Annotated in this window: 8 protein-coding genes; 4 read left to right on the forward strand and 4 right to left on the reverse strand. The window is 66.0% G+C overall.

The features are described from left to right. Positions 1-5: 5 nt before the first annotated feature. Positions 6-1,454: a cobyric acid synthase gene (locus BM190_RS15535; RefSeq protein WP_092256211.1), complete on the forward strand. Its 1,449-nt coding sequence runs from the start codon at positions 6-8 to the stop codon at positions 1,452-1,454. Here the strand turns inward: BM190_RS15535 and cobD are convergent. Together cobD and cbiB are read right to left on the reverse strand one after the other, a co-directional pair. Further along, a complete protein-coding gene (gene cobD, locus BM190_RS15540) occupies positions 1,443-2,408 on the reverse strand; it encodes a threonine-phosphate decarboxylase CobD (RefSeq protein WP_177237094.1) in 966 nt (321 codons plus the stop codon). The two genes, BM190_RS15535 and cobD, sit on opposite strands and share 12 nt — an antisense overlap. 11 nt (positions 2,409-2,419) lie before the next feature. Next, positions 2,420-3,361: an adenosylcobinamide-phosphate synthase CbiB gene (cbiB, locus tag BM190_RS15545; protein WP_177237095.1), complete on the reverse strand. Its 942-nt coding sequence runs from the start codon at positions 3,359-3,361 to the stop codon at positions 2,420-2,422. A 121-nt stretch (positions 3,362-3,482) separates the two neighbouring features. Here cbiB and cobU point away from each other — a divergent pair, with 121 nt between their 5' ends. Genes cobU through bluB form a run of 3 tightly spaced genes read left to right on the forward strand, consistent with a single transcriptional unit; the run spans position 3,483 to position 5,402 of the window. Beyond that, the gene (gene cobU / locus BM190_RS15550) at positions 3,483-3,986 is read left to right on the forward strand and encodes a bifunctional adenosylcobinamide kinase/adenosylcobinamide-phosphate guanylyltransferase (protein WP_092256216.1); all 504 of its coding nucleotides are present in this window, start codon (positions 3,483-3,485) and stop codon (positions 3,984-3,986) included. Next, on the forward strand, positions 3,983-4,765 hold the full coding sequence (gene cobS, locus BM190_RS15555; RefSeq protein WP_092256219.1) for an adenosylcobinamide-GDP ribazoletransferase: 783 nt from the start codon (positions 3,983-3,985) through the stop codon (positions 4,763-4,765). The genes cobU and cobS overlap by 4 nt, the downstream gene beginning before the upstream one ends. Positions 4,766-4,769: 4 nt before the next feature. Further along, a complete protein-coding gene (bluB, locus tag BM190_RS15560; protein WP_092256221.1) occupies positions 4,770-5,402 on the forward strand; it encodes a 5,6-dimethylbenzimidazole synthase in 633 nt (210 codons plus the stop codon). Positions 5,403-5,502: 100 nt separating this feature from the next. On the opposite strand, the gene BM190_RS15565 is transcribed toward bluB, so the two are convergent. Continuing rightward, complete coding sequence (locus BM190_RS15565; RefSeq protein ID WP_092256224.1) at positions 5,503-7,191, reverse strand: ShlB/FhaC/HecB family hemolysin secretion/activation protein; 1,689 nt, start codon at positions 7,189-7,191, stop codon at positions 5,503-5,505. 11 nt (positions 7,192-7,202) lie between these two features. Then, on the reverse strand, positions 7,203-24,200 hold the full coding sequence (locus BM190_RS15570) for a leukotoxin LktA family filamentous adhesin (RefSeq protein WP_092256227.1): 16,998 nt from the start codon (positions 24,198-24,200) through the stop codon (positions 7,203-7,205). Between the last annotated feature and the right edge of the window lie 6 nt (positions 24,201-24,206).

Here is a 24,206-nt window from a genome sequence, read left to right on the forward strand (position 1 = left end):
GTTCGATGGCACGCGCGCTGATGATCCAGGGGGCCGGCTCGGACGTGGGCAAGTCGCTCATCGTCGCCGGTCTCGCGCGCGCCCTCACGCGGCGCGGCCTGCGCGTGATCCCGTTCAAGCCGCAGAACATGTCGAACAACGCCGCCGTCACCGTCGATGGCGGCGAGATCGGCCGCGCCCAGGCGCTGCAGGCGCTGGCCGCTCGCGTCGAACCGCACACCGACATGAACCCCGTGCTGCTCAAGCCCGAGACCGACATCGGCGCGCAGGTGATCGTCCAAGGAAAGCGCATCGCGACCGCGCGTGCCCGCGACTATGCCGCGATGAAGCCATCGCTGATGGGCGCGGTGCTGGAGAGCTTTGAGCGGCTGAAGGGGCGGGCCGATCTGGTGCTGGTGGAAGGTGCCGGTAGCCCGGCCGAAGTGAACCTGCGCAAGGCCGACATCGCCAATATGGGCTTTGCGCGCAAGGCGGACGTGCCGGTCGTGCTGGTCGGCGACATCGACCGCGGCGGCGTCATCGCCCAGCTGGTCGGCATCAAGACCGTGATCGACCCCGACGATGCCGCGATGATCCAGGGTTTTGTCATCAACAAGTTCCGCGGCGATCCCTCGCTGTTCGACGACGGCTACAGGCTGATCGAACAAAGAACGGCCTGGCTCGGCTTCGGCGTGCTGCCCTGGTTCGCGCGCGCCGGCGAGCTGCCGGCCGAGGACGCGCTCGGCCTCAGCGACGCGCGCAAGCCGGGCCAGTGCAAGATCGCCTGCCTGGCGCTGTCGCGGATCGCCAATTTCGACGATCTCGATCCGCTCAAGCTCGAGCCGGGCGTCGATCTCGTGATGGTACGCCCGGGCGAAGCGATCCCGGGGGACGTGCGTCTCGTCATCATCCCCGGCTCGAAATCCACCCGCGGCGATCTCGCCTTCCTGCGCGCGCAAGGCTGGGACATCGATCTGCTCGCGCATCACCGCAGGGGCGGCCATGTGCTCGGTCTCTGCGGCGGCTATCAGATGCTTGGGCGCAACGTCGCCGATCCTGACGGCATCGAAGGCACCGCAGGCGACACGCCGGGCCTCGGGCTGCTGGACGTGGACACGGTGATGAGTCCGCAGAAGACGCTGACGCGTGTCGCGGCCGTGCATGCCGACACAGACCAGCCAATCGAGGCGTACGAAATCCACATCGGCCGCACTGACGGGCCGGACCGCGCGCGCCCGTTTGCGAAGCTGAACGGCGAGCCGGAAGGCGCGATCTCGCGCGATGGCCGCGTGCAGGGCAGCTATCTGCACGGCCTGTTCACGTCGGATGATTTCCGCAAGGCCTATCTGGCCAGGCTCGACATTCCCGCAGGTGGCGAGCCCTATCAAGCCAGGGTCGAAAGCGCGCTCGATGCGCTGGCCGATCACATCGAAAAGCATCTCGACGTGGAAGGACTGCTCGCGCTAGCGCGCTAGCACCTCGGCAAGCCGCGTCCATTCGGCTTCGCTGCCCGGAAGCCCGAGGCGCAGCCATGTCGGCCTTTGTGCAAAGACGCGCGACCAGATATGGCTTCGTGCCAATCTCTCTTGCGCGGCGAGCGCGCCGGGCGTCTCGTAGAGACGGAACAGCGGCGTCCCCCCAAGCAGCATCCAGCCTTGCGCGTGCGCGATGGCATCGAGGCGAACACAGTCCCGGGCGAGTCGCGCTGACGTGGCCTCGGCCCAGGCGTCGTCACGCAACGCGCGACAGCCGATCGCGATCGCCGCTCCCGAAACCGGCCATGGACCCGACATCAACGCAAGCTTGCCTATGTCGGCGGCATTGCCGATCGCGAAGCCGAGCCGCAGGCCGGCAAGACCATAGAACTTTCCGAACGAGCGCAGGATCAGCAGTCCCGGCCGACCGGCTTCCGATGCAAGTGACAGCAGCGGAACGGCGTCGACAAAGCTCTCGTCGATGACGAGGCGGCCGACGCGCGGCAGCAGTGCGAGCAGATCCTTCGGTGCATGATGCTGACCGCCGGGATTGTTGGGATTGACGACGATGGCGAGATCCGCGCCTGCCAGCGCGTCGAGCTCGCTGGCCTCCTGGACATCCCAGCCTGCGGCCGACAGAACCCCTGCGTACTCGTTATAGGTCGGCGCGAGAATGCGCGCGCGGCCGGTCGGCACCAGTTGCGGCAGCAATTGAATGGCAGCCTGCACGCCGCCCATCGCAACGATCGGTGCGCTGGTGCGATAGGCCTGCTGCGCCGCCTGATGCAGGGCGTTGAGGTCGGATCGCGAAGGCAGTGCGTTCCAATAGCGCGGATCGATCTCGGCCACGGGGTAAGGCAGCCGGTTGATCCCTGTCGACAGGTCAATCCAGTCTTCCGCGCGCCCGCCAAAATGCTGCTGTGCCAGATCCAGATTTCCACCGTGCTCGCGCATGCCCCGTTCTTTCACGCGAAGGCCAGGATCGCAAGGGTGCCAGCGAGCAGCACCATGGCGCGGCGATAGACCGTCAGTCCCTCGCCGATGTCAGCTGCCAGCGGATCGCGCGCACCTTCATTGAGCCAGGGCTCATTCGTCGAGCTGCCGTGATAGATGCGAGGGCCGCTGAGCCGCACACCGAGCGCACCCGCCATCGCCGCTTCCGGCCAGCCGGCATTGGGCGAGCGGTGACGGCGCGCGTCCCGCGTCATGCACGCCAGCGCCTGCGATCGGTGCGGGGCCAGCAGCACGAACAGAAAGCCGGTCAGCCGCGCCGGAATGAAATTGGCGACATCGTCGATGCGCGCCGCGGCCCAACCGAAGGCCTCATGCCGCTCGCTACGATGGCCGATCATGGAGTCCAACGTGTTGATCGCCTTGTAGCCGAGGATACCCGGCAGGCCGAACAGCGCGCCCCAGAACACTGGCGCGACGATGCCGTCCGAGGCGTTTTCGGCAAGGCTTTCGATCGCCGCCCGCGCGATGCCGGCTTGATCCAGCGCTTTGGGATCGCGACCGACGATGCGCGAGACCGCCTCGCGCGCGGCGGTGATGTCACCGGCCATCAGAGGATTCGCGACGGCGGCGACGTGGTCATGTAGCGAGCGCGAAGCGACCAAGGGCCAGGCTAGGATGCCGATCAGCACGATCTGGATCCAACCCGAGGAAAGCAAGGCCTGAAGCGTCCAGCCGAGTGCGACGGAGAGCGCAATCACCAGAAGCGCGCCAGCGACACCAGCAGCGCGGCGAAATGCCGGCGGATCGGACGAGCGGTTCCAGGTGATGTCGATGGCACCGATCAGCCGACCCAGCCAGGTCACGGGATGACCGATCCGCGCGAACAGCCACGACGGCCAGCCCAGGAGGGCATCCACCGCCATCGCCACCACCATCGCGCCCGCAAAGCCCACACACGCCTCCTGTCCCGCCCCTGTTGCGCAAAGCAAGTCCCAAGCGCAAGCCCCTACCCGCCTGATTTCGGCTTTGTCTTTGGCCGCGTTTGGTGATTAGTCAGGCCCACAGGAGACCTTTATGGCCGTCATCTTGATCACCGGCGGAGCGAGATCGGGCAAGAGCAAGCGTGCGGAAACGCGCACGCGCGCTTTTCCCGGGCAGCCCGTCTATGTCGCGACGGCGGAGGCACTCGATACCGAAATGGAGGCGCGCATCGCCAAGCATCGCGCGCGCCGCGGAACCGACTGGATCGAGCGCGAAGTGCCGCTTAATCTCGTTCCCGCGCTAGTCGCAAGCGATGGCGGCGGCGCACGGCTGGTGGACTGCCTGACACTGTGGCTTTCCAACCTGATGCATGCGGAACGCGACTGGGAGCGTGAAGTGACCGAACTCGCGGCCGCCCTGCCCCGCCTGAAAAGCCCGGTCGTCCTCGTCACCAACGAGGTCGGTCTCGGCATCGTCCCCGACAACGCGCTGGCGCGCAGCTATCGCGACGCCGCCGGCATCATGAACCAGATCATCGCCGAAGCCGCCGACGAGGTCGAGTTCGTCGTCGCCGGTTTGCCCATGAAATTGAAATGATGCCGCGCGCCGAGCTCTTCAAGGACGTCGTCGCCGATCTCAGGATGGCAGCGTCGTTCGTCACGATCCTTCCCGTCGCATCGTCGAAGCCTGCAGGCGACGGCGCCGTCGCGCGCGCGACCTGGGCGCTACCCGTCGCGGGACTGCTGGTCGGCCTTGCCGGCGCTTTCGTCTACAAGGTCGCCATCCGCTTCGGACTGACACCGAACATTGCTGCCCTGCTTGCACTCGCGACGACCGCCCTCATCACCGGCGCGCTGCACGAAGACGGTCTCGCCGACACCGCCGACGGGCTCGGCGGCGGTCGCACGCGCGAGCGCAAGCTCGAGATCATGCGTGACAGCCGGATCGGGACCTACGGCGTCTGCGCGCTGATTGTGTCGTTCGGCCTGCGCTGGAGCGCACTCGCGGCCATCGCCGATCCCTTGCTGGTTGCATGTGCACTGTTGTCAGCGCATGCCGCCGCCCGCGCCGGCGTGCCGGCCTTCATGTCATTGGTACCGCCAGCGCGGCCTGACGGGCTGTCGGCGAGCGCGGGATCGCCGCCGGGCCGCAGCATTGCCATCGCCTTCGCTCTTGGAACGCTCGCGCTCGCTCTCGCGTTGGGGCCGGGCAAGGCGCTGGTCGGCCTGATCCTGCTGTCGCTCGCCGGCCTGTTGCTGGCGCGGCTTGCGGTGCGCCAGATCGGCGGGCAGACCGGCGACATCCTCGGTGCCTTCGAGCAGATCGGCGAGATCCTCATTCTGCTGGTCGCGGCATCCTTCCGGATGGGAGGCTGATCTCATGGTCGAGTTCGACGACACCTTCCGTCAGCACTTGCGCGAGCTGTTCGTATGGCGCCGCGACGTCCGCCGCTTTCGAGCTGACCCGCTGCCGGCCGGCGCCATCGATCGCCTGATCGAGACCGCTTGTCTCTCGCCCTCGGTCGGCCTGAGTCAACCCTGGCGCTTCGTCACCGTCGATGATGCTGCACGACGTCGCGCCATCATCGACGATTTCACGGCGTGCAACGCCGACGCGCTGAACTGCTATTCCGGCGAACGTGCGGCCCGCTACGCCACGCTGAAATTGTCGGGCCTCGAACAGGCCCCCGGACACCTCGCCGTGTTCGCCGACAAGGCCAGCGACATCGGCCACGGCCTCGGCCGCGCGACCATGCCGGAAACCACCGAGTATTCCGTGGTCGCTGCCATCACCGCGATGTGGCTCGCCGCACGCGCAGAGAGCATCGGCATCGGCTGGATCTCGATCCTCAATCCGGATCGTATCCACGCCGTTCTCGACGTGCCCGATACCTGGAAGTTCATCGCCTATCTCTGCATCGGCTATCCGGAAGTCGAATGCGACCAGCCCGAGCTGGAGCAGGCGAAATGGGAGCACCGGCGCGGCGCGGATGAGTTTACGTTGCGGCGTTGACCCCAAGCTCGTCATGCCCGGGCTTGTCCCGGCATCCACGTCTTCGTTTCCACGTCAAAAGAACGTGGATGGCCGGACACGCCCGGCCATGACGGAGACGCTACGACCTGCTCCTGCCAGCCATCGCCGCCACAGGCGAGGGTGGCTCCGGCTTCTGGAACATCAGCAGCGGCCGGAAGATGACGCGGCCATAGGCCTCGTAATGGTTCTGGGTCGAGACCGCCATCTTCAGCGGCGTCGCGTAATTCGCCTCGAACGTCATGAACGACGCATAAGTCCAGGAGAAGCCGACGCCGACAGAGGCCATTTCGGTGACGCCGGGGAAGGTCGAATACACCGCACCCCAGTCGGTGAAGACGTAGGTGTCGAAACCCCTCAGCCATTGCGACCAGTTGTAATGCAGTTCGGCGTTGAGATAATAGCCGCTGTCGCCGGAAGCCGCATTGGAGGGATAACCGCGTACGGTGGTGGGGCCGCCGATCGAGAAGATCTGATCGCCCGGCAGCAGCTTCTCCTGCGTGTACTGCCAGCTCGCCAGCACATTGGCGCTGAAGTTCTGGGGCCCTGCAGCGCTCGTCGCGATCAGCGAGCCGGTATAGGTGTTGAACGCGCGGTTGTTGCCGAGCACATAGTCATGCCACGCGATGTAGTTCACTGCCGGTGAGACCGTGATCGAATAGGTGTTGCCGGACTTGGTCACCGAGATTCCGGCCGTGGTCTTGTCGTAGTGGTCGTCGGTGACGGCGACCGTGGCAAAGCGGCTGACGGTCTTGCCCTCGGTCAAGGCGGCGTTGAGCAGCACCAGCCAGTCCTGGGTCACCCAGACCGGCTGGCTGAAATTGACCGCGGCCTGGCTCGAGCGGCCGGTGACGTCGAGCGCGACGAACGGCCCCTGGACGATCTTGATCTTGCCTTCGGTATAGCTGACGCCGGCGCGGCCGCCCCAGGGATTGACCGGGATGCTGTAGGCGACGTTGCCGTTGAGATTGCCGTCGGAACGGACGCCGTAGAAGGTCAGGCGGTCGTCGACGCCGAACAGGCCGTGGCGCTTGTAGAAGGCACCGCCTTCCCAGCGCCCCGTGTTCTCGGAACCCTGGTTGTCGGTGAAGAGCTGCAAGGTGTCGACCGGCGGCTCGATCACCGCGAATTGGAGGTCGGTGAGGCCGAAGCTCGTGCCGGGCTGCAGCAGCGCCTTGATCTGGACGTCGTTGGTCCGGTTGAACCAGATCACGTCGCGGTTGAGCTTTGGAACGTCGAGGACCTCGCCTTCGGGCTCCTTCACGCGATCGAGGATGTAGTCGGTGCGGGTCTGCTTGTTGCCCTCGACCGTCGTCTTCTGCAGCCGACCTTCGGTCAGCTTGACGCGGACGACACCGCCCTTGGCGTCCTGCTCGGGCAGGGTCGCGATGCCCGTGACGATGCCGCGCGCGGCATAGATCGCGTTGATGTCGGCAACGAGCTGCAACAGCGAGGCGATGTCGACGTCCTTGCCGACATATTTCTTCGCGATCTCATCCAGCTCCGCCGGCGTGATGAACTTGGACTCGTCGAACGTGACCTTGCGCAGGCGAAATTTCGGCCCGCCCGGCTTCAGGAGCTGGGACTTTTCCCGCTCGCCGCCGATCACCGCCGGCCCGGTGAGCTTGGGCGGCGCGCTCTGCTGTTCGAGCTGCCGCCGCTGCCGGTCGACGTCGTTCTGGATCACGCCGGGATTGATCGACTGGGCGCGCGCAGACGCGATGCAGCAAGCTGCAAGCCCGATCCCCAACGATGCCCCCAGAATCCGCATCCCGAATCCAATTACCATGCCTGTGCGAGACGGCCAACGGCCGGCTTCGCCGATTCAACCGCCGCATCCTTCCAGCCCGGACGTCCCGCACGCTGCCCCTTCTGGTGCAGCTTGCGCATGTCGCTGAGCCCTTCGATGTTGACGGCGGGGCCGGACCCGACGGCCTCGACCGGCCGTGGCGTCAGCAGCGCATCGAGCCGCGCCTGACCGGAGAGACCGAGCAGGTAGAACGTCCCCCCATCCTTCTTCGCGAGCCAGGTCTCGATGCTCTCTTTGCCCTCGCCGTCGACCGAGATGTTGCGCGCCATGCTGGCGCCGGTGAAGACATTGCAGCAGGTGTGGGTCGGGCCGTAATTGGTGACGGTCGCCGAGACGTCCCCGGTGTAGAACACCACATAGGCGTTGCTGATATTGGCGTTGCCGGTCTGGCTCATCGTGAACACGCCGCCCGGCTGGTAGAGCTGGAGCGTCGGCCAATTGGACGGCGCCGGCGTACGGTTGTTCAGGAGTATCTGCTGGGTCGCCGTGGTGAGCATGAGCTGGCCCGGCACGTAGCCGTTCAGGATCGAGACAGCCGGCGCATCGGTCCAGAAGGTCGCGTCCACCACCCTGAACTGGTTGACGATGATGTGGTCGGGATCGATCGAGATGTTGGCGGACTTCGCGACGCCGCCGTTATAGCCGGTGACGTTCAGGATCAGCGGGACCGCCGGGTTCGAACGAATCTGCTCGCCCTTGACGTTGATGGTATCAGCCGCGAGGTCGAGCTCCCGCACGACGCTGACCCAGTTGATCGTCAAATCACCCGACGAGGTCATCTTGACGATGTCGCCGCTGATCCGGTCGAGCGAGACCGGTCCGACCACATCGAAATGCGTGTCGCCGTGCGCGGAGATCGATCCGCCGCGGAGCGAGCCCGTGTCGGACTTGATGTTAAGATCGCCGGCATCACCGGGGATCCCCGTCGTGGTGAGTTGGCTGAAGACGACGTCGTTCACGGCATGCAGGGTCTGCGTGCCGCCGCTGATGGCGGTGCCGACGGTGATCCCTCCGGTCGTCGCGGTGACGTCGAGCGTGCCGCCGGCGTTGAGATTGTCCCAATGAACGACCGTGCCGCTGAGGACTGCGTTGCCGGTCGAGGCCGTGAGGTTATGGCCGGTGTTGGTACCCGCCGCGATCAGCCTCGCCGAGCCGTGGGCCGAGACCGAGCCGAGTGTCGGCACGCCGCCTGACATCACCGTCTGCGCGAGGATGAAACCGTTGTCCGCGGTGACGTTGATGCTGCCGGCATCACCGTTGATGCCCGTCGCCGTCAACGCGTTGAAGCTGACGTTGTCGTGGGCGCGGATGGTCTGCGTGCCGCCACTCTGCGCGGTCTGGAAGGTGATGCTGCCCTGGCTCGCCGTCGCGCCCAGCGTCGTCCCGACGTTGAGCGTGTTCCAGTTGATCGGGCCGCTATTAGCCGTCAGCAGGCCCGAGCCGGTCGTGGCGGCGAGCGTGTTGCCGGTGATGGTCGTGGCGGCGAGCAAGCTCGCCGAGCCGTGGGCCGAGACCGAGCCGAGCGTGGTCACGCCGCCCGAGGTCACGGTCTGCGCCAGGATGAAGCCGGTGTCGGCGGTGACGTTGATGTTGCCGGCATCGCTGTTGACGCCAGTCGCCGTCAACGCGTTGAAGCTGACATTGTCGCGGGCGAGAATGGTCTGCGTCCCCCCGCTCTGCGCGGTCTGGAACGTGATGCTGCCCTGCCCCGCGGTCGCGCCCAGCGTCGTGCCGACGTTGAGCGTATTCCAGTTGATCGGGCCTGTGGCCGTCAGCAGCCCCGAGCCAGTCGTGGCGGCGAGCGTGTTGCCGGTGATCGTCGTCGCCGCCAGCAGCGTCGCCGAGCCATGGGCCGAGACCGAGCCCAGCGTGGTCACACCGCCCGAGGTCACCGTCTGCGCCAGGATGAAGCCGTTGTCGGCGGTAACATTGATGTTGCCGACGTCGCCGCTATTGCCGGTGGTCGCGAGCGACTTGAACGTCACGTTCTGGGTCGCGTGGATCGTCTGCGAGCCGCTGCTGTCGGCGGTGCCGATGACGATGCTGCCATTGTTCGCCACAGCGCGGAAAGATCCGCTCGCGCCGGTCGCCGTGCCCGCCATCACCTGGTCGAGCGTCAATCCGCCAGTGCCGATGATGTCCACGCTGCCCTTCAGCGCGGATAGCAGGCTCACCTCGGTGTCGGTGAGAACCTTGACGTAGATGTCGCCGGCACTCGCGCTCGCCGACAGCCGCGCGGCACTGACGGTGAACCGGCCGGTCGCGCTGCCGATGCCGTTCGAGGCGCCCAGCGCGAGTTCGGCGCCCGCGCCGGAGGCGATGAACTTGGTCTGGCCGTCGGCATTGTCGATGATCGCGCCGAGCGAGGCGACGCCGCCGGCGGTGACGATGATCGACGGGGTGTTCGAGGCGGCCGCATAGGACAGCGACGAATTCAGCTGGCCGATCGTCGCATCGCCCGTGGTTGTCACCGAGATCAATCCGGCCGCGTTGACGGCCGAATAGGCGCCCATCGACAGGGTGGAAGCCACCAGCGTCACGCCGTCCGCGCTGCTGGTCGCAACCACCGGCGCCGCACTGGTGCCGGCCGCGAAGGTCATGCCGCGGTTGGCGAGCAGCTGCATCAGGCCGTCGCTGGTGATGCCAGTATTGATGGTGAGCGCGCCGCGCGCCGCGTTCAGCGTCAACGCACCGCCAGCCGTCAGCGCCCCATAGGGACCGCTGGTGCCGACCGCGAGATCACCGGTCACCGCGAGGATGCTGAGATCGCCGACCGCCGAGCCGGTCACCGCGCCGGAGATGTTCACCTGCAGCGGCTGGAAGGTCGAGCCGTTGAAGCCGATGCTGCCGCCGGCGCGCAGGTCGAGGTCGGTGCCGAGGATGTGGATCGCGGAGCGGTCCGTGAAGCCGGCTTCGGCGTAGATGCTGCCGGTCGCGGCGAGCTGGATCGCATTGCCGGCGGCGATGTTGCCGAGGATGAGATCGCCGGTGGTCTGCTTAACATAGATGCCCTGCGCCGACGAGACCTGGTCGAGCTGGTCGTTGCCCGGATCGGCAAACGCGATCTGAAGCGCGTTCGCGTTGGTCACGGGATTGCTTCCGGCCGCGCCGGGCGCGCCGACATTGCCGCGCTCGGCAATCAGGGTCAGGTTGGCAATATCGCCTGAAATCACGGCGCCGGCCACATTGGCGGAGATGTTGCTGACGGCGTCGAGCTTGACGTCGCCGCGGCCGGTCACCTGGATGCCGTTGGCCTGGGCGGCCGTGATCGGGCCGTAATTGGCGGTGACGCCGCCGAGCGCGAGGCTGTTCTTGCTGCCGAGATAGACATTGGTCAGCGCCTTGGCCGAGATCGCGATCGGGTTGTCGACGACGACGAGGTTCTGCTGCGACAGGCTGACTGTATAAGTGGTGACATGGGTCGTCGGGTCCGTCACCGCGCCGACGGTGAGCTGGCCGGGACCGGCCGAGGACAGCAATGCCCGCTGCTCCGTCGTCAGCGAGGAGGCATCGACACTGGTGAAAGTGAAGGTCTGAGGCGCCGCCGAATTGCCGACCGAGCCGCGCGGCGCGTAGAGCATGATCTGGTTGGCGCTGACATTGGCGACGACGTTCTCGTCGATCGGCGGCGGCGCTGCGCCGATCGAGGACGACGAGACGGTGTAGGCCAGCTGGCTCTGCGTCCACTGCGCACCCGCGGTGATGATGCCATAGACCCGCTCGGTCGATGCCAGCGTGTAGCTGTAGCTCGCATTGTACGTGTTCAGCGCGGTCTGCAGCGCGGTGTTGGTCGGCATGCGCTGGTTGGCGGTCGAGACGCCGTCGAACAGCTTCGTGAACAACGTCGTCGACAACGAGCTGCCGAACAGCGTGCCCAGCGGATCCGAAGGTGCGGTGCCGAGCAGGCTCGTCAGCGAGGTCTTGAGCTCGTCGGTGGTGATCTTGCCGAGCAGGAACTGATCCCGCAGGAACCGCGTCGTGGCCTCGGTCTTCATCTGCGTCGTCGTGACATTCGCGGGGTCGATGCCGAGCTTGGCCGCCACCTGCGCCCGCAGCACCGTCTGCCCCACCGAGGTCGGGGCGTAGGTGCTGCCGTTCGGGAAGGCGATGTTCTTGAGCTGGAAATAGTCGTTGTACGCTGACGTCACCATCGACTGATAGCTGTTGACGGCATTCGTGGCGGCGTTGCCGCTGAGCAGGTCGAGGCTGGCCCAGACGTCCTGCAGATGCTGGCTCTGCGCCTGGGTGAGACCGACTGCCGCCCGGCCGTTCAGGATGCTGGCCTGGTTGCCGTCGGAGCCGGCGGCCTCCAGGAAGACCGGGCCGCCGGTCGACTGGATCGTGCCGAGCCGCAGATCACCCTTGGACTGGATGATGTAGGTACCGGTTGCCGAGGCACTGTCGAGCACGCCGCCATCGACGGCGCCGCCCGCCTGCACCGTCCCCGTCGCCTGGATCACCAGCGGATTGATGTTGGTCAGGGTGGAGGCGTTGTTGACGACGGCGCTCGTCGCGCCGATCGCACCGGAGGTGGAGTTGATCTCGATGTTCTTGCCGATCACGACGGGTGTCGCGACGTTGTAGGCGGCGGCCGAGTTGATGTCGCCGGTCGCCGAGAGGAAGACGCTGCCCTGCGGCGTGGCGCCCGCCGAATTCACCTTCACCTGGTTGATCGACAGCGCGCCGACGGCCGAGATCGCGATGTCGCGGTCGATCGAGCTGGCGGTCAGGCTGCCGCCATAGAGCTGCACCTGGACGGGAGCCTTGGTGGTGCCGAGCGTGCCGATGCCGCCGTCACCCCGGAGCGAGACGCTCGTGCCCGAGATCACCGGGTTATTGGCATTGGCGCCGACCGTGATCGACGAGTTGACGCCGGTGGCGGCCAGCGTCGTCGTTCCCTGCTGGTTGTTGATCGACCCGTTGATGACGATGCCGGAGGTCGAATTGACCACGACGTCGCTGCTGCTGCCACCGGTGAACTTGATGTTGATCGGGTTCGACGCCTTGACCGTGTTGGTCAGCGAGAGCGTCAGGTGATCATAGATCGCCTGGTACCAGTTGTACTGGGCATCCGCGCCGCAGCACGCGTTGGAGTGGGTGTTGAGTCCAACGGGGCTCCCGTCCGGGTTCACGCCGCCCGCCCAGTGATAGCTGCCGGTGGCGGTCGTGACCTTCTGGTAGTTGGTGCTCTGCACGCCCGAAACCAGGCTGGTCGTGGTGGTCCAGTTTGCCCCGGTGGCCTGATTGGGCGTGAACTGCCAGCCGTAGTCGAACTGCGTGCTGGTGGTCGGACGATCGAGGGTCGCAGTGTCGACCCATTGATAGAGCATGTTCTCCTGCGTCGCGTATTGGATGCCTGCCGTACCGGTCCTGGCTGTAAGCATCGACGGGTCGATCGCGGCCGCGTTGACGCTATTGACCTCGTACTTTGAGACCTGTTGGTTGCTCGCCGCCTTGGGATCGTAGACCCACCACGTCGTTTTCCCTTTCAGCTGATCGACGATCTCGACCACGCTTTGGGCGGTGGCGCTGGTATTGATGGTATTGGTGACCAGCTGGAGCCCGCTGGTGTTGTTGACCGTGACCGTGCCGGCGCCGCCCTTGATCTCGATGTTTCCCTGGGTCTGGGTGCTGTCGGTCGAGGTCGAGATGATCTTGCCGTTCAGATAGACGTAGCCGCCGGCGCCCTGCGCCACGCCGTTCAAGATGAGCTGGTCGGTGAGAGCGTTGTACCCGACCCCGATCTTGGCGTCGCCGCTGGCTGACGCCGTCACGGAGCCGGAGACGTCGTAGTAGACGCCGTTCCGCGCATTGGCCTGGGCCGCAGCAAAGTCTGCGCCTCCGTTGCGGTTCTTGAGGCCGTTGCTGCCATAGATGGCATCGTACGCCGCGGCGCCGATGTTAACCGAGTAATTGCTGCTCGAGCCGGCCTGGATGGTGCCGTTGATGTTGATCACCGACGCCGAGATGATGACCGCCTGGCCGGTGATGGTCCGGGAGGCTGTCGCGGTGGCCGGCGAATTCGCGGTCTTCGGCGTGATCGCATCCGGCTGGATGTTGATCACCTGGAAGAAGCCCGAGCTGTCGCAGGCTGACGCACAGTTGAATGGCGTCTTGTACGGACCGCTATCGGTGTAAACGTTTCGGCCGTCATAAGTCGTTTTCTTCCACTGCGCGAGCACGACATTGGTCGAGTCCTGCGACTGCCCCTCGATGATCTTGAGGGTCGCGACGTCAGGCACGCTGCCGGCATCGGGAGTGCTGGTGTTCCCAGGCGTACCCCTGCCCACTGGCAGGAAGATCGACGAATAGAGCGAGGTGCCGTCGTAATACGTCATCAGCATGCGCGCGGTGAAGATCGTGCTGGCATCGGCGTTGCCGACGGGTTGATAAATGCCGTGGCTGCCGTCGGCGCAGCAGTAATAGAAGTATGGATGATCGGCTCCGGAGCCGATATGTGGAGCGGTATAGTAGTCACCGTAGGCGCCGAGATAGGTCGCCGCCGTCATCACCGCCGTCAGCGCGTCTTCCGGCCTGTTCTCGGTGCTGGCCCATTGCGAGGTGACCGCGCTGCCGCTGTCGTAGAAGCTGCCGATGCCGCCGAGGAAGGTGAAGGTGCCCTTGGGCACGACGATCTGCACGGTCGCGGCGCTGAGCGACTGCGATGCGACGACGCTGCCGAGATTGTTGATGATCTTGAGCAGACCGTTCGCGTTGCTGACCGCGCCATTGAAATAGATGTCCGGCGTGCGGGTCAGCACGTTGCCGTTCTGGTCGATGCCCTGGCCGCTGTCAGGATCGAGGCGGTTGTAGGTGGCCGAGATGTCGATGGTCGGCGAGGCGCTCGGCATCGCGGTGAAGGTCACGTTGGAGTGCGAATCCGGGTCGACATGGTCGGTCTGGCGATAGGTGATGTTGCCTCCGGTCACATCGGTGACCGTGAGGTTGCCGAGGCTCATGAAGTCGAGCCCCTTGTTCTCGATCTTGATCAACGGCGAGCTGCGCGCGATGACCGCGGGCGCGGCCGGGTTCGTGCCGCTGTTGCCGGTGAGCTTCTGCGCCAGGATCGAGACGTTGCCGGCCGACACCAGCATGTCGCCGAACGCGAAGGCGTTGCCGGGCGCGTCGGAGGTGAACGGCGCCTGCTTGATCAGCGTGTCGATCTGGCGCTGGATGTCGCCGGTCGGATCGGTGCCGGACGGCGACATGCTGGCGGGCGACGTCGGCGTCGCCGCTGCAAGCTGGGAGCGGACCTGCGCCTCGGTCAGGCCGGTCAGCGACGCCAGCTGGTTGACCACCAGCTGGTAGGGATTGAAGTTGCCGACGATGGCGTACTGGACCGTCTGGTGGTTCCAGCTCATCACCGGGCTGAAGTGGTTGACGTCGGCGACCGACTCGAGGGTCAGCGCGGAGTAAGGGCTCGTCGTGCTCAGCGTCGGCGTGCTCGCGCCGAGCTGGATCGTGATCGTCACGTCGTTGTTGATGCCCGCCACCACCAGGCCGTTGAGCGCGACATCGCCGGTTCCGCTGGTATGGCTGTGGTTGTCGCTGTTCTTGGCGCTGAAGATGTCCAGGTACGGGTTGTAGTTGCTGCCGTTGCCGACTGCCGTGACCTGCCCCTGCGTGGCGCCGAGATAGATGTCGCGCGCCCCGAGGATGCTCGAGGTGGACGCGAGTGTCAGGCTCGTGGTGTCGTCGGCATTGGCCGTGCCGCGGTACAGGGTCGAGATCGGAATGGCAGTGTTGTTGTAGACGACCGTCGTCGCCGTCGCCTGCACGCTGCTGAAGACGCTGCCGTCGCCGGCAAGGCCGGCATAGATGTTGATGTCGCGCCAGGCCACGATCTTCGCGTTGGCGCCGACGTTGACGGACTGGTTGGCGTGAACCCAGCTGTTGGTGCTGGCGCCGACGCCCGCGATCGCGCCATAGAGGCTGGCATTGGCGTTGTTCGCCGCCGCCATCTTGGCCGCCGTGCCGACATAGATCTTGCCGGCGCTGAACAGCTCACGGGCGTTGATGTTGACCGCGAGCGTGGCATTCGCCGTCATGTTGGATTCAGCACCACCGCCGGCGAAGAAGCTGGCTGTGGCGAGACTCGCGGTGTCGTTGGTGTTCAGTGTGTTGTAGGCCTCGATGTTGATCACGGCCGTCGAGGTCCTGGGATCGTCGTTGAGGCTCAGCACCGTGCCGGCGCCGATATTAGTGGTGACGTTCTGCGTCACATAGGACTCGCTGAGCGCGGCCGCCCCCGAGAACGAGCCGCCCGAGCCTGAACGCGCACCGCCGCCAGCCTGATTGACGACGTCGTTGGCGATAACGACCATGTCGCCGGCCGCCGAGTTGATGATCAGATGCGTCCCGACTTCCGCCGTGGTGGTGGAATCGACGTCATTCCTCGTCTTGCCGGCAGACACGCCGGCCGTGGAGGCCTGATAGGCGTCGCCGCTCGCGAGGTAATTCGTGGTGTGCTTGGCATCGATGCGGAAGCCGCCGAAATAGAGCGTGTCGTCGGTCGAGCCGCCATCGAACCGCGCATTGGTTACCGCGGTCGAGCCGGTGGTGGCGACCGCCGCCGCGCCGGCATAGGTGCCGCCCGCGCCGACCTTCGCGTTGGAGACATTGGTGTCCGTGCCGGTGGCCTTGATCCAGAGGACGCCCGTGTAATTGCCGTGGCTGAGGACGTCCATGTCCGCGGGCGCACCCAGAAAGGCAAAAGTGTGCGCGCTGGACGAGGTCTGCGCGACGGTAGCGCCGAGCGCGAGGAAGCCGCTCGAAAGGCCGGTTGCCTCGGCGTATTGGGCACTGTCGTTTTCAGCTTCGATGGTCACGTTGGCGTTGGGCAGCCTGATCCCCGTTCCGCCATAGGCGTTGACGGTCGCGTTCTGCGAGGCCTTGGCGTAGCTGCCCTGCGCGCCGATCAGCGAGCCGCCGCCGCCGGCGAGCGCCTTGGCCCAGGTCGTCGTCCCGCTGGTCGGAACCAGCGCCTTGGCGCTCACGTCGAGCGCGCCGCCCGAGAAGCTGACGGCGTCGCCGACATCGGCGGTCACCGTGGCCCCGACCGTCGACTGGGCGATGGCGACGCCGACGGCACCGCCGCCGACCGAAACGCCGATCGCCTCGCTCGACAGGTTGGGCGCGATCGCCGCTGCCACCAGCGTGCCGATCCCGGTCGCGGACGTCGTGATCGAGGCGCTGGCGCCGATCTCGGCCAGCACCGAGGAGTTCTCGGTGGCCTCCGCATCCGCACCTGTACCGGCGATAATGCCGCCACCGAGGGCGGTTGCCGTTGTGCTCAAGGTGCCTGCGCCGGCTGCGCCAATCAGCAATTGCGAGGTGTTGATGGTGGCGCCGTCAAGAACCCGCGCCGCGACCGAGCTGTGCCGGCTTGCCGTCGCCACCGAAGCGCCGACGGCCGCGGCACCGGCGGAGACGCCGCCCGTGAAGACCACCTGGGTCGTGGAATCCTGCGCCATGACGGCAGCACCGGTCCCGCCGGTGCCGTTAACATTGCCGCCGAGCAGCGCCGTGACGGTGTTGGTGACATTGCCGACCGCCACGGCGGCCTGGGCGCCGAAGTAGAGAGCTGCCCCGCCGGCGATCGCCTCGGTGTCGATGGTCTTGCCGCTATAGGGACCGGTGTTGGCGTCCTGGACGACCGCGGCGACGGAGATTGACGGCGCCACGACAGCCAAAGGCGTATCCGCGGCGACCAGCACGCCGGAGCCGTTGCGTCCGTAGTCACTGAGATTGGCGAGCACGGTGCTGTTGACGCTGGTGTAGCCGATGCCGGCACCAATGCCGACATTCTTGGCAAAGCCCGCGCCCAGCAGATACATCTTGGCCGCATTGGCGCTGGTCGCCCCGACATTGACCTGCGAGCCCCTGATGTTGCCGCCCGCAATCTGCGCGACCACGACGTCGCTGCCGCCGCTCAGCACATTGCTGACGTCGTAGGTCGAGCTGACATTGGCACTGTTCGGATTGCCGGCGGTGCCGCTCGCGACGGCGCCACTGCCATGCGTGGTGCTGGTGCCGCTGTTCACGGACGCGATGGTGCCGCTGCCGCCCTGATTAAGCTGGCCGGTCTGCTGGCCCTGGGTGTCGGCGTCGGCGGTGTTGGTGCCGATGATGATGACGCCGACGGTCGCGCCGATGCCAACGCTGCCGCCGATGCCGGCGGTGACCGCGTAGGACAGCACCTCCTTGGTGCTGAGCGCATTGACGTTGATCGCGCCTGACGAGTTCAGATTGCTGTTCCAGCTCTCGGCGACGGTCCGGCTCTTGAACACGATGACGTTTGCGGCTGCGCCGACGCCGACGCCTCCCCCGCTGGCGCCGACCGCGAGCGCACCCGCGATCTCCTTGATCGCCACGTCCTCGTTCGCATTGATCGTCACCGCGCCGGCTGTGCCGCCCGTCACCCCTTGCAGCGTGGTGTCATAGACGCCAGCGATGGTGGTGTTGTTGGCGACCTCGATGTTGGCCATGCCGGCGATCGCCGCTGTGCCGGTCGAGAGCGCTCCGCCGATCGCATAGGCCTGGAAACGGTTCTTGGTGGTGGCCTCGACGTCGAGCGCGCCGCTCAAATTGAGCGCGGTGGTGTGTGCGGCGCTGTTGCCTTGATAGTGGAATTCGTCGCCGACATAGGCCAGAGTCCGGTTCGAGGAGACCTGGACCAGGAACGCCGCGCCGATCGCGGCCTGGCTGCCATAGGCGCCCGAGCCGTTCGCGGAGAAAATACCGGTGTTGTTGGTGGCGTTCACCGTCAGTGACGCGGCCGTCAGCGCGCCGCCGTCGACATAGGCTTCCGTGGTCGCCTGGAAGACGTTCAGCCCGACCGAGCCGGTGTTGAAGCCGACGGCGATCGAGGAGGCATCCTGCTCGGCATTGGCCTTCACGGTGACGGCGCCGACCGTCGCGCTCGACGACTGCACGCCGCCGACCGTGGCATTGGTGATGGTGGCGAAGGTCTCGCGCGACATCGTCGTCGAAATGATCGTCGCGCCGCCGCCGCCGCTACTGCCGTAGGCGATGCCGGCACCGAACGCGCCGGAATAGGAGAAACTGGACGCGGCGACCTCGATCTGCGGCGCCAGCGTCGACGAGACCAGGCGCGTGTCAATGGCCGCGCTATCGATATAGGCCCTCGTTGCTCCGCTCATCACGTTGGTGATGGGATTGATCATGATGGCGATGCTGGAGCTCGCAGCAAGCGAGGCGACGTTAGTCACGACCGCCTGGTGCGAGCTCGCGACTACGGCAAGGCCGCGCACGGTGTCCTGGTTCTCGGAGAGGTCGGGCGTGGTGTCGGTCGGCGCGTGGGCGGTGCCGAGATCGAACGCGTGGACGAGCGTGCCGTTGTTGACCGACAGCGTATCGGACGAACTGGTTCCGAGCGCATCGACCTTGGTGTTCGCCCCGCTGATATAGGCCGCGGTGGTTCCCGTGATCTGGTTGGTCACCAGCGAACCTGCGCCGCCGGCCGCGCCCTTGCTGATCGACAAGGCGCCGGCGAACACGGCCGCCTTGTCGTTATTGCCGGCGATCACGCCGACATTGTTGGTGGCGGTGACGTCGGCGCCGTTGATACCGTTGGTGCCGGCAGCGGTGATGCTGGCGGTGACGTTCGTTCCCATCAGGTTGGTGGCGACCGAACCGGCGAGGCCGACCTGCGAGGACATGGCAACGCCGACGGCAACCGTCGAGATGCTGGAATTCGAGTTCGCACCGACGGCAACGCTGCCCGAGGCCGTCAGCTTCGAGCCGGTGACGCCGGCACTGACATTATTGGCGATGCTGCTGTAGACCAGCGCGAGGCCCGCGGCGCTGCCTTGCGTCGAGGCGCCGGCGATCGCGGCGGTTCCGGTGATGCTGGAATTGTCGGTCGCGTTGACGGAAATGTTCTTGGCCGTGACGCTCGACTGCGTCGTGCTGGACAAATTGTTTCCGATCGCCGCCGAGACGGTGTTGGCGATCGAGCTGATCGTCGTGCCGCCGACGCCCGCAAACTGTCCGGTCGCAAGACCGAAGCCAATCGTGACCGCCTGGATCTTGGAGGAATCGACCGCGCTCACGCTGACAGTGCCGTTACTGCCGGCCGTCATCAGCACGTTGGCGATAGAGGCCGAATGCGTCGTCGCGATCGTGTTGTAGACGATCGAGGCGCCGACATTGTTCTTGCCGGCCTGGATCAGGCCCGCGACGGAAACGATGCTCGCGCCCGGACCGTTGCCCGTGCCGTCGTTGAGCGCAGCCGCGCTGAAGTCGATGCAATTCTGCCCGCCCGTGCCGCCGGCGACCGTGCAGGTGTCCGTGGCGAGATGATTGTTGTTCGACTTCTTGACGAGATTGCCGAGCGCAGTGTCCAGCGCCGACACCGCGCCGCTGTCCGCCAGCACCGTCACGCGGCCGACATTGATGCTCACCGTCGAGCCGCTGTTGATATAGGCCGTCGTGGTGGGCGTGATCTCGCTGACGACGACCGCGCCGGCAAGACCGTTGGACCCCGCCCCGCCCGAAGCCGCGCCGGCCGCAATCACGCTGGCGCTGTCGGCCAGCACCAGCAGCGAGTCGTAGTTCGAGATCGAGGTGCTGCGGATATGCGCGTCGGTCGCGTTGCCGCCGGTGGGATCGCCGATCGACGCATAGGTCAGCCCGATGCCGACGCCGGCCTGGCCGCCCGAGATATAGAGCGAGCCGCCGCCGATCGCGATGTTCGTGGTCTGATAGGCGTCCACCTCGAGCGCGCGGTTGACGCCGCTCGCCTGCCCCGTGATCGTCGAGCTCTCGATATAGGCGTTGGCGCTGTCCGTGATGATGCCGACGGACGCCGACAGCGACGCCGCATTGGATTTCGATCCCGCCACGCCGATGGCGACGACGGTCTCCGAGCCGCCATTGAGCGCCTGCACCGTCACCGAACTCTGGTTGTTCAGGGTGGTGCCGTAGATGTAGGCGAGCGTCGCGTTGTTCGACATCGCCGCCGCGATCGCGCCGCCGATTGCGGCGCCCTGGGCGGATGCCCCGGCCAGATTGAGCGCCGCCGAACCGGAACCACTGTTGAGCATGGTGTCGTTCAGTGCCTGAACGATCGTGTTGGTCGTGACTGTGCCCGCCGTCGTGTACTTGTTGACCGTCGTGTTCCTGATATAGGCGCTGGTGCCGAGCGCGACGTCGCCGATCGCCGAACTGCCGGCGAGATCGATACTGAAGCCGTCAGTGCTCGATCCCGAGGTCGAGCCGATCTTGCTCGCGGCCGTCGCCACGCCGGCGGCCCCGCCGGTCGCACCTGCACCGGCGGCTCCCGCCTTGTCCGAGAAACTGGAGGCCTGCGGCTCGGAGATCGAAGCCGCGACCGCGGCGGTCGTGATGCGTCCGGAGGTGGTCGCGCTGAGCGTGAGATTGTCGACGTTGACGGCCCCGCTGCCGCCGCCATTGCCGGCGAATGGATCATCGGCGCTGAAGGGACCGGGCCGGATATCGGAATGATTGTCGCCGATATAGGCCGACGTGTCGGTGTTCGCACCGAGATAGGCGACCGCCAACCCGACTGCCGAACCGCCGCTGGTGTTCCGGCTCATTGCGCCGGCCAGCGTGATGACCGATAGGTCCTGCTGCGCCAGGATTCCGACCGTCGGAGCGTACACGCTTGCCTGGCTCGATATCGACGCATGGGTCGTGTTGTTGAGGAAACCGAGCGCGGTGATGCCGTTGAGCGCCAGTGCGCCCGCAGCCTTGCCGGACGTCGGGGCGACGGCAATGAACTGATCAGCGGTGATGGCGTTGACGGCGATATCGTCCGCCGCTCGCACTGTTGCGCCGTCCGAAATGCCGGCGATGGTCTTGGTGTTGAACTGAACGAGATTGAGCGCGCCGCCGACCGCGGAGCCGCCCGACGTGTTGCCGGACAGGAAGCCGAGCGTACCGACATTGCCTGCCGCGTCGATCGACGCCATGGTCGTCGTCGCTGCGACCTGCAGGCTGGCGTTGTAGGTGTGGACGTCGCCATTATCCATGCCCACCGACCAGCCGGTGCCGCTGCCGCAAGCCGCGGCCGCGCAGGTCGTGGTCAGGTTCGCACCGCCCGCGACCCAGGCCGTCGTGTTGTTGTTCACGACGAAATGGTTCAACGAGCCGGCGATGCCGATGGTATCGCCGGCATCCGCAGTGGCGTTGGCGTAACTGGTTAGAATGTTGCCGCCGACACCGAGATTGCCGTTCAGGTGGCTCAGCACGGCGCCCAGGCCGTCCCATTTCAGCCAGGAGTTGGTGATCGGCATCTCGGTGGTGGCATCGACAGCGACATTCGCCGCGTTGATCAGCGTTCCGCCGCCGATATAGGCGTTCGAATTATGCGTGAAATTGCCCCAGGCGACGGCCGCGCTGATCGCCGTGCTCTCACCCGACACCGGGTCCTTCGTGATCGCGCTGGACGTTGCATTGCTGCGAACGCCGCGATCGATGACGTTGCTGGCGACAGCGACGTTGCCGCCGGCATAGATGCTCGGCGCGCCGCCACTCGGATTCTGCGCGATCGCAGCGGTCGCGCTCTGGGCACTGTTGGCCAGCGACAGCGCGCCTGCGACCTTGAAATCGAAGCTTAGCGGCACCAGCGATCCCATGTGGTCCCTGATGATCGACGTCGGCGAGGTGACGGAGCGCAGTCCTCGTTCGATCGCCGCAATCAGCGCGGGCAGACCGGCGATGGACGAAGCCATCGTGGAATTGCTTGTGGTGTCGGACGTCGCTTCGACCAGAACGGAGCCGTTCATCCGGTTATTGACGTCGGTTCCGAGCGATGCGCCGAGCGTCGCGGTCGCAGACGTCGTGATGTCGCTAATGGCGAACGCCCCGCCGACGGCGCCGCTCGCGCCCGTCCCGGGCGCCGCTACCGACGTTGCGCTGGTCGAGAACGAGTTGTTGTTGATCGCGCGCACCTTCAGGGTGCTGCCGCTCGTATTCACCAGACCCGCCGCAAGATGCGCGCCCGTCTCGACGTTGGCGGTCGTCGTCACCGAGCCCTTCGAATAGGCCACCGTCGGGACGATCTGCGCGCTCGTCGATGCCGCGAGGGCGGAGACGGCAATGGTCGCATCGTTGAGCGCCTTGATCTCGAGGTTGCCGCCGGCGTTGATCGTCGCGCCCGAGGCCACATTGGTCGTGACGTTGCCGTCGATCTTGCCGACGACCACACCGGCCGCGACCGGCGTGAGGCTGCCGAGCAAGGTGCTGGCGACCGCCGGATCCGACGCGGTCTCGGTGGCATGCGCGGAAATGGTGACATCGCCGCGACCGTTGATGTCGGCATGGCTGTTGATGTTGATGGTCGCCGTGGCGCTTGCCGCGACATAGCCGCCGTTGAGCCCGAGCAGCGAGGCGGCAAGTGTCGAGCCGACAAGGGCGAAATCACCGGCCACCGAACCGTTCAGGAAACTCGATACCGCCGTCGAGGTCGCGGAGATCGAGATGATGCCGCCGGTGATCTTGCCGTCGACCGTGATCGACGTCGCGGCGGTGGCTTGGCCGGACAGCTTGATGTCGCTCGCCGTTGCCGTCAGCGTGACGTTGCCGTCGGTGTAGCTGGTCCCACCGAAATTGACCGACTGCGCCAGGATCTGCGCACCATTCTTGATATCGATGTTCGGCGCGTCGATGATGACGTTGTTGGCGTTGCCGGTGGAATGGCCGGAGCCGTCGAGGCGGCGGGCATCGATCACTGCATGTGCGGCGAGTGTGATCGAATGATCGGCTTGGATGAGGTAGTTGGCACCGGCGCTGAGCCCGGCGAGCGCGGCCGCGATGGAGCTGTTCGAAAGCGTCACGCCGGTGTCGCCCTGGGCGGCATCGCCGACGACCAGATCGATCGGATCGAACAGCAACGTGCCCGCCTTGCCGTTCTCCGCGCTGAGCTTGACCTTGATGCCCTGACCGACGTCGATGATTCCGTTCGCGCTGAAATCGACCAGGCCCGCATTGCCGGTCTTCGCGCTGGCGTTGAACCTGGCCCCGCCCGCCACAGTCAGGTTCTGGGCCGCCTTCAGGCGGATCTCGCCGGCATCGCCGGTCTTGCTGGCAATGTTCAGCCTGGCGTTCTTGCCGATATCGATGTTGTTGCCGGCCTGCACCGTGATGTTGCTCGGCGTCGAGGTCTTGCTGTGCGCGGTCAGCCGGCCGTTGACGCGAGCGTTGTTGACGGCGCCGATATGGATCGAACCGTTGCTGACGGTGATCGAGCTGGCGCTACGCAGGCCCTTGGAATTGACCGAGGCCGCGAACTTTGCGGCGTGGTCGAGATTGGCGATATCGCGCTGGGTCGCGCCGCCGACGAAGACGTTCTGCCCGGTCAGGCGCACGCCGTCCTGGGCATTGACGCGGCCGTAGATGCGGATGTTGCCGTCGGGCGAGACCGGGAACGAGCCCGCCATGAGATTGCCGACCGCCGTGCCGTTGATCGCGCCGCCGGGACCGATCAGGCTGTCGGTGAACTCGCGCGTCGGGGTCGAGACGTTGAGGCTGCCGACATTGACCACGCCGCTGCGGCCGACCACGAACCCCTTGGGGTCGGCGAAATAGACGTTACCGCCGATCGCACCGTTCATGTAGGAGTTCAGCGTGCCGTTGACGTAGACCGGCGCGTCGCGAACGATGTTGACGAGGTTTCGCGTCCCGGTCGGCAGTTGCAGGTTGACCGTATTGCCCTGCCCGACGCTGAATTGCGAGAACGAGTTGAAGGCGTTGTTGCCCGAGACCGTCGACGTCGTGACGTTGGTGACGCTGCCGGAGGTCTGAAGGCTGGTCCCGGTCCGTCCATCGGGGACGATGACGTTCGCCGTCTGCGCTTGAACGCGGACGCTGAACACCGGCAGGAAGACCATCTGCATCGCGCAGAGCAGCGACATCGAACGGAACCGCGCCAGCCGGCGCAGCGTCGTCCGCTCGTCATCGTTTCGCGCCGCAGATGGTCCGCGCATTTCAGA

It is taken from the genome of Bradyrhizobium sp. Rc3b (assembly GCF_900114915.1).
Taxonomy (GTDB): Bacteria; Pseudomonadota; Alphaproteobacteria; order Rhizobiales; family Xanthobacteraceae; genus Bradyrhizobium.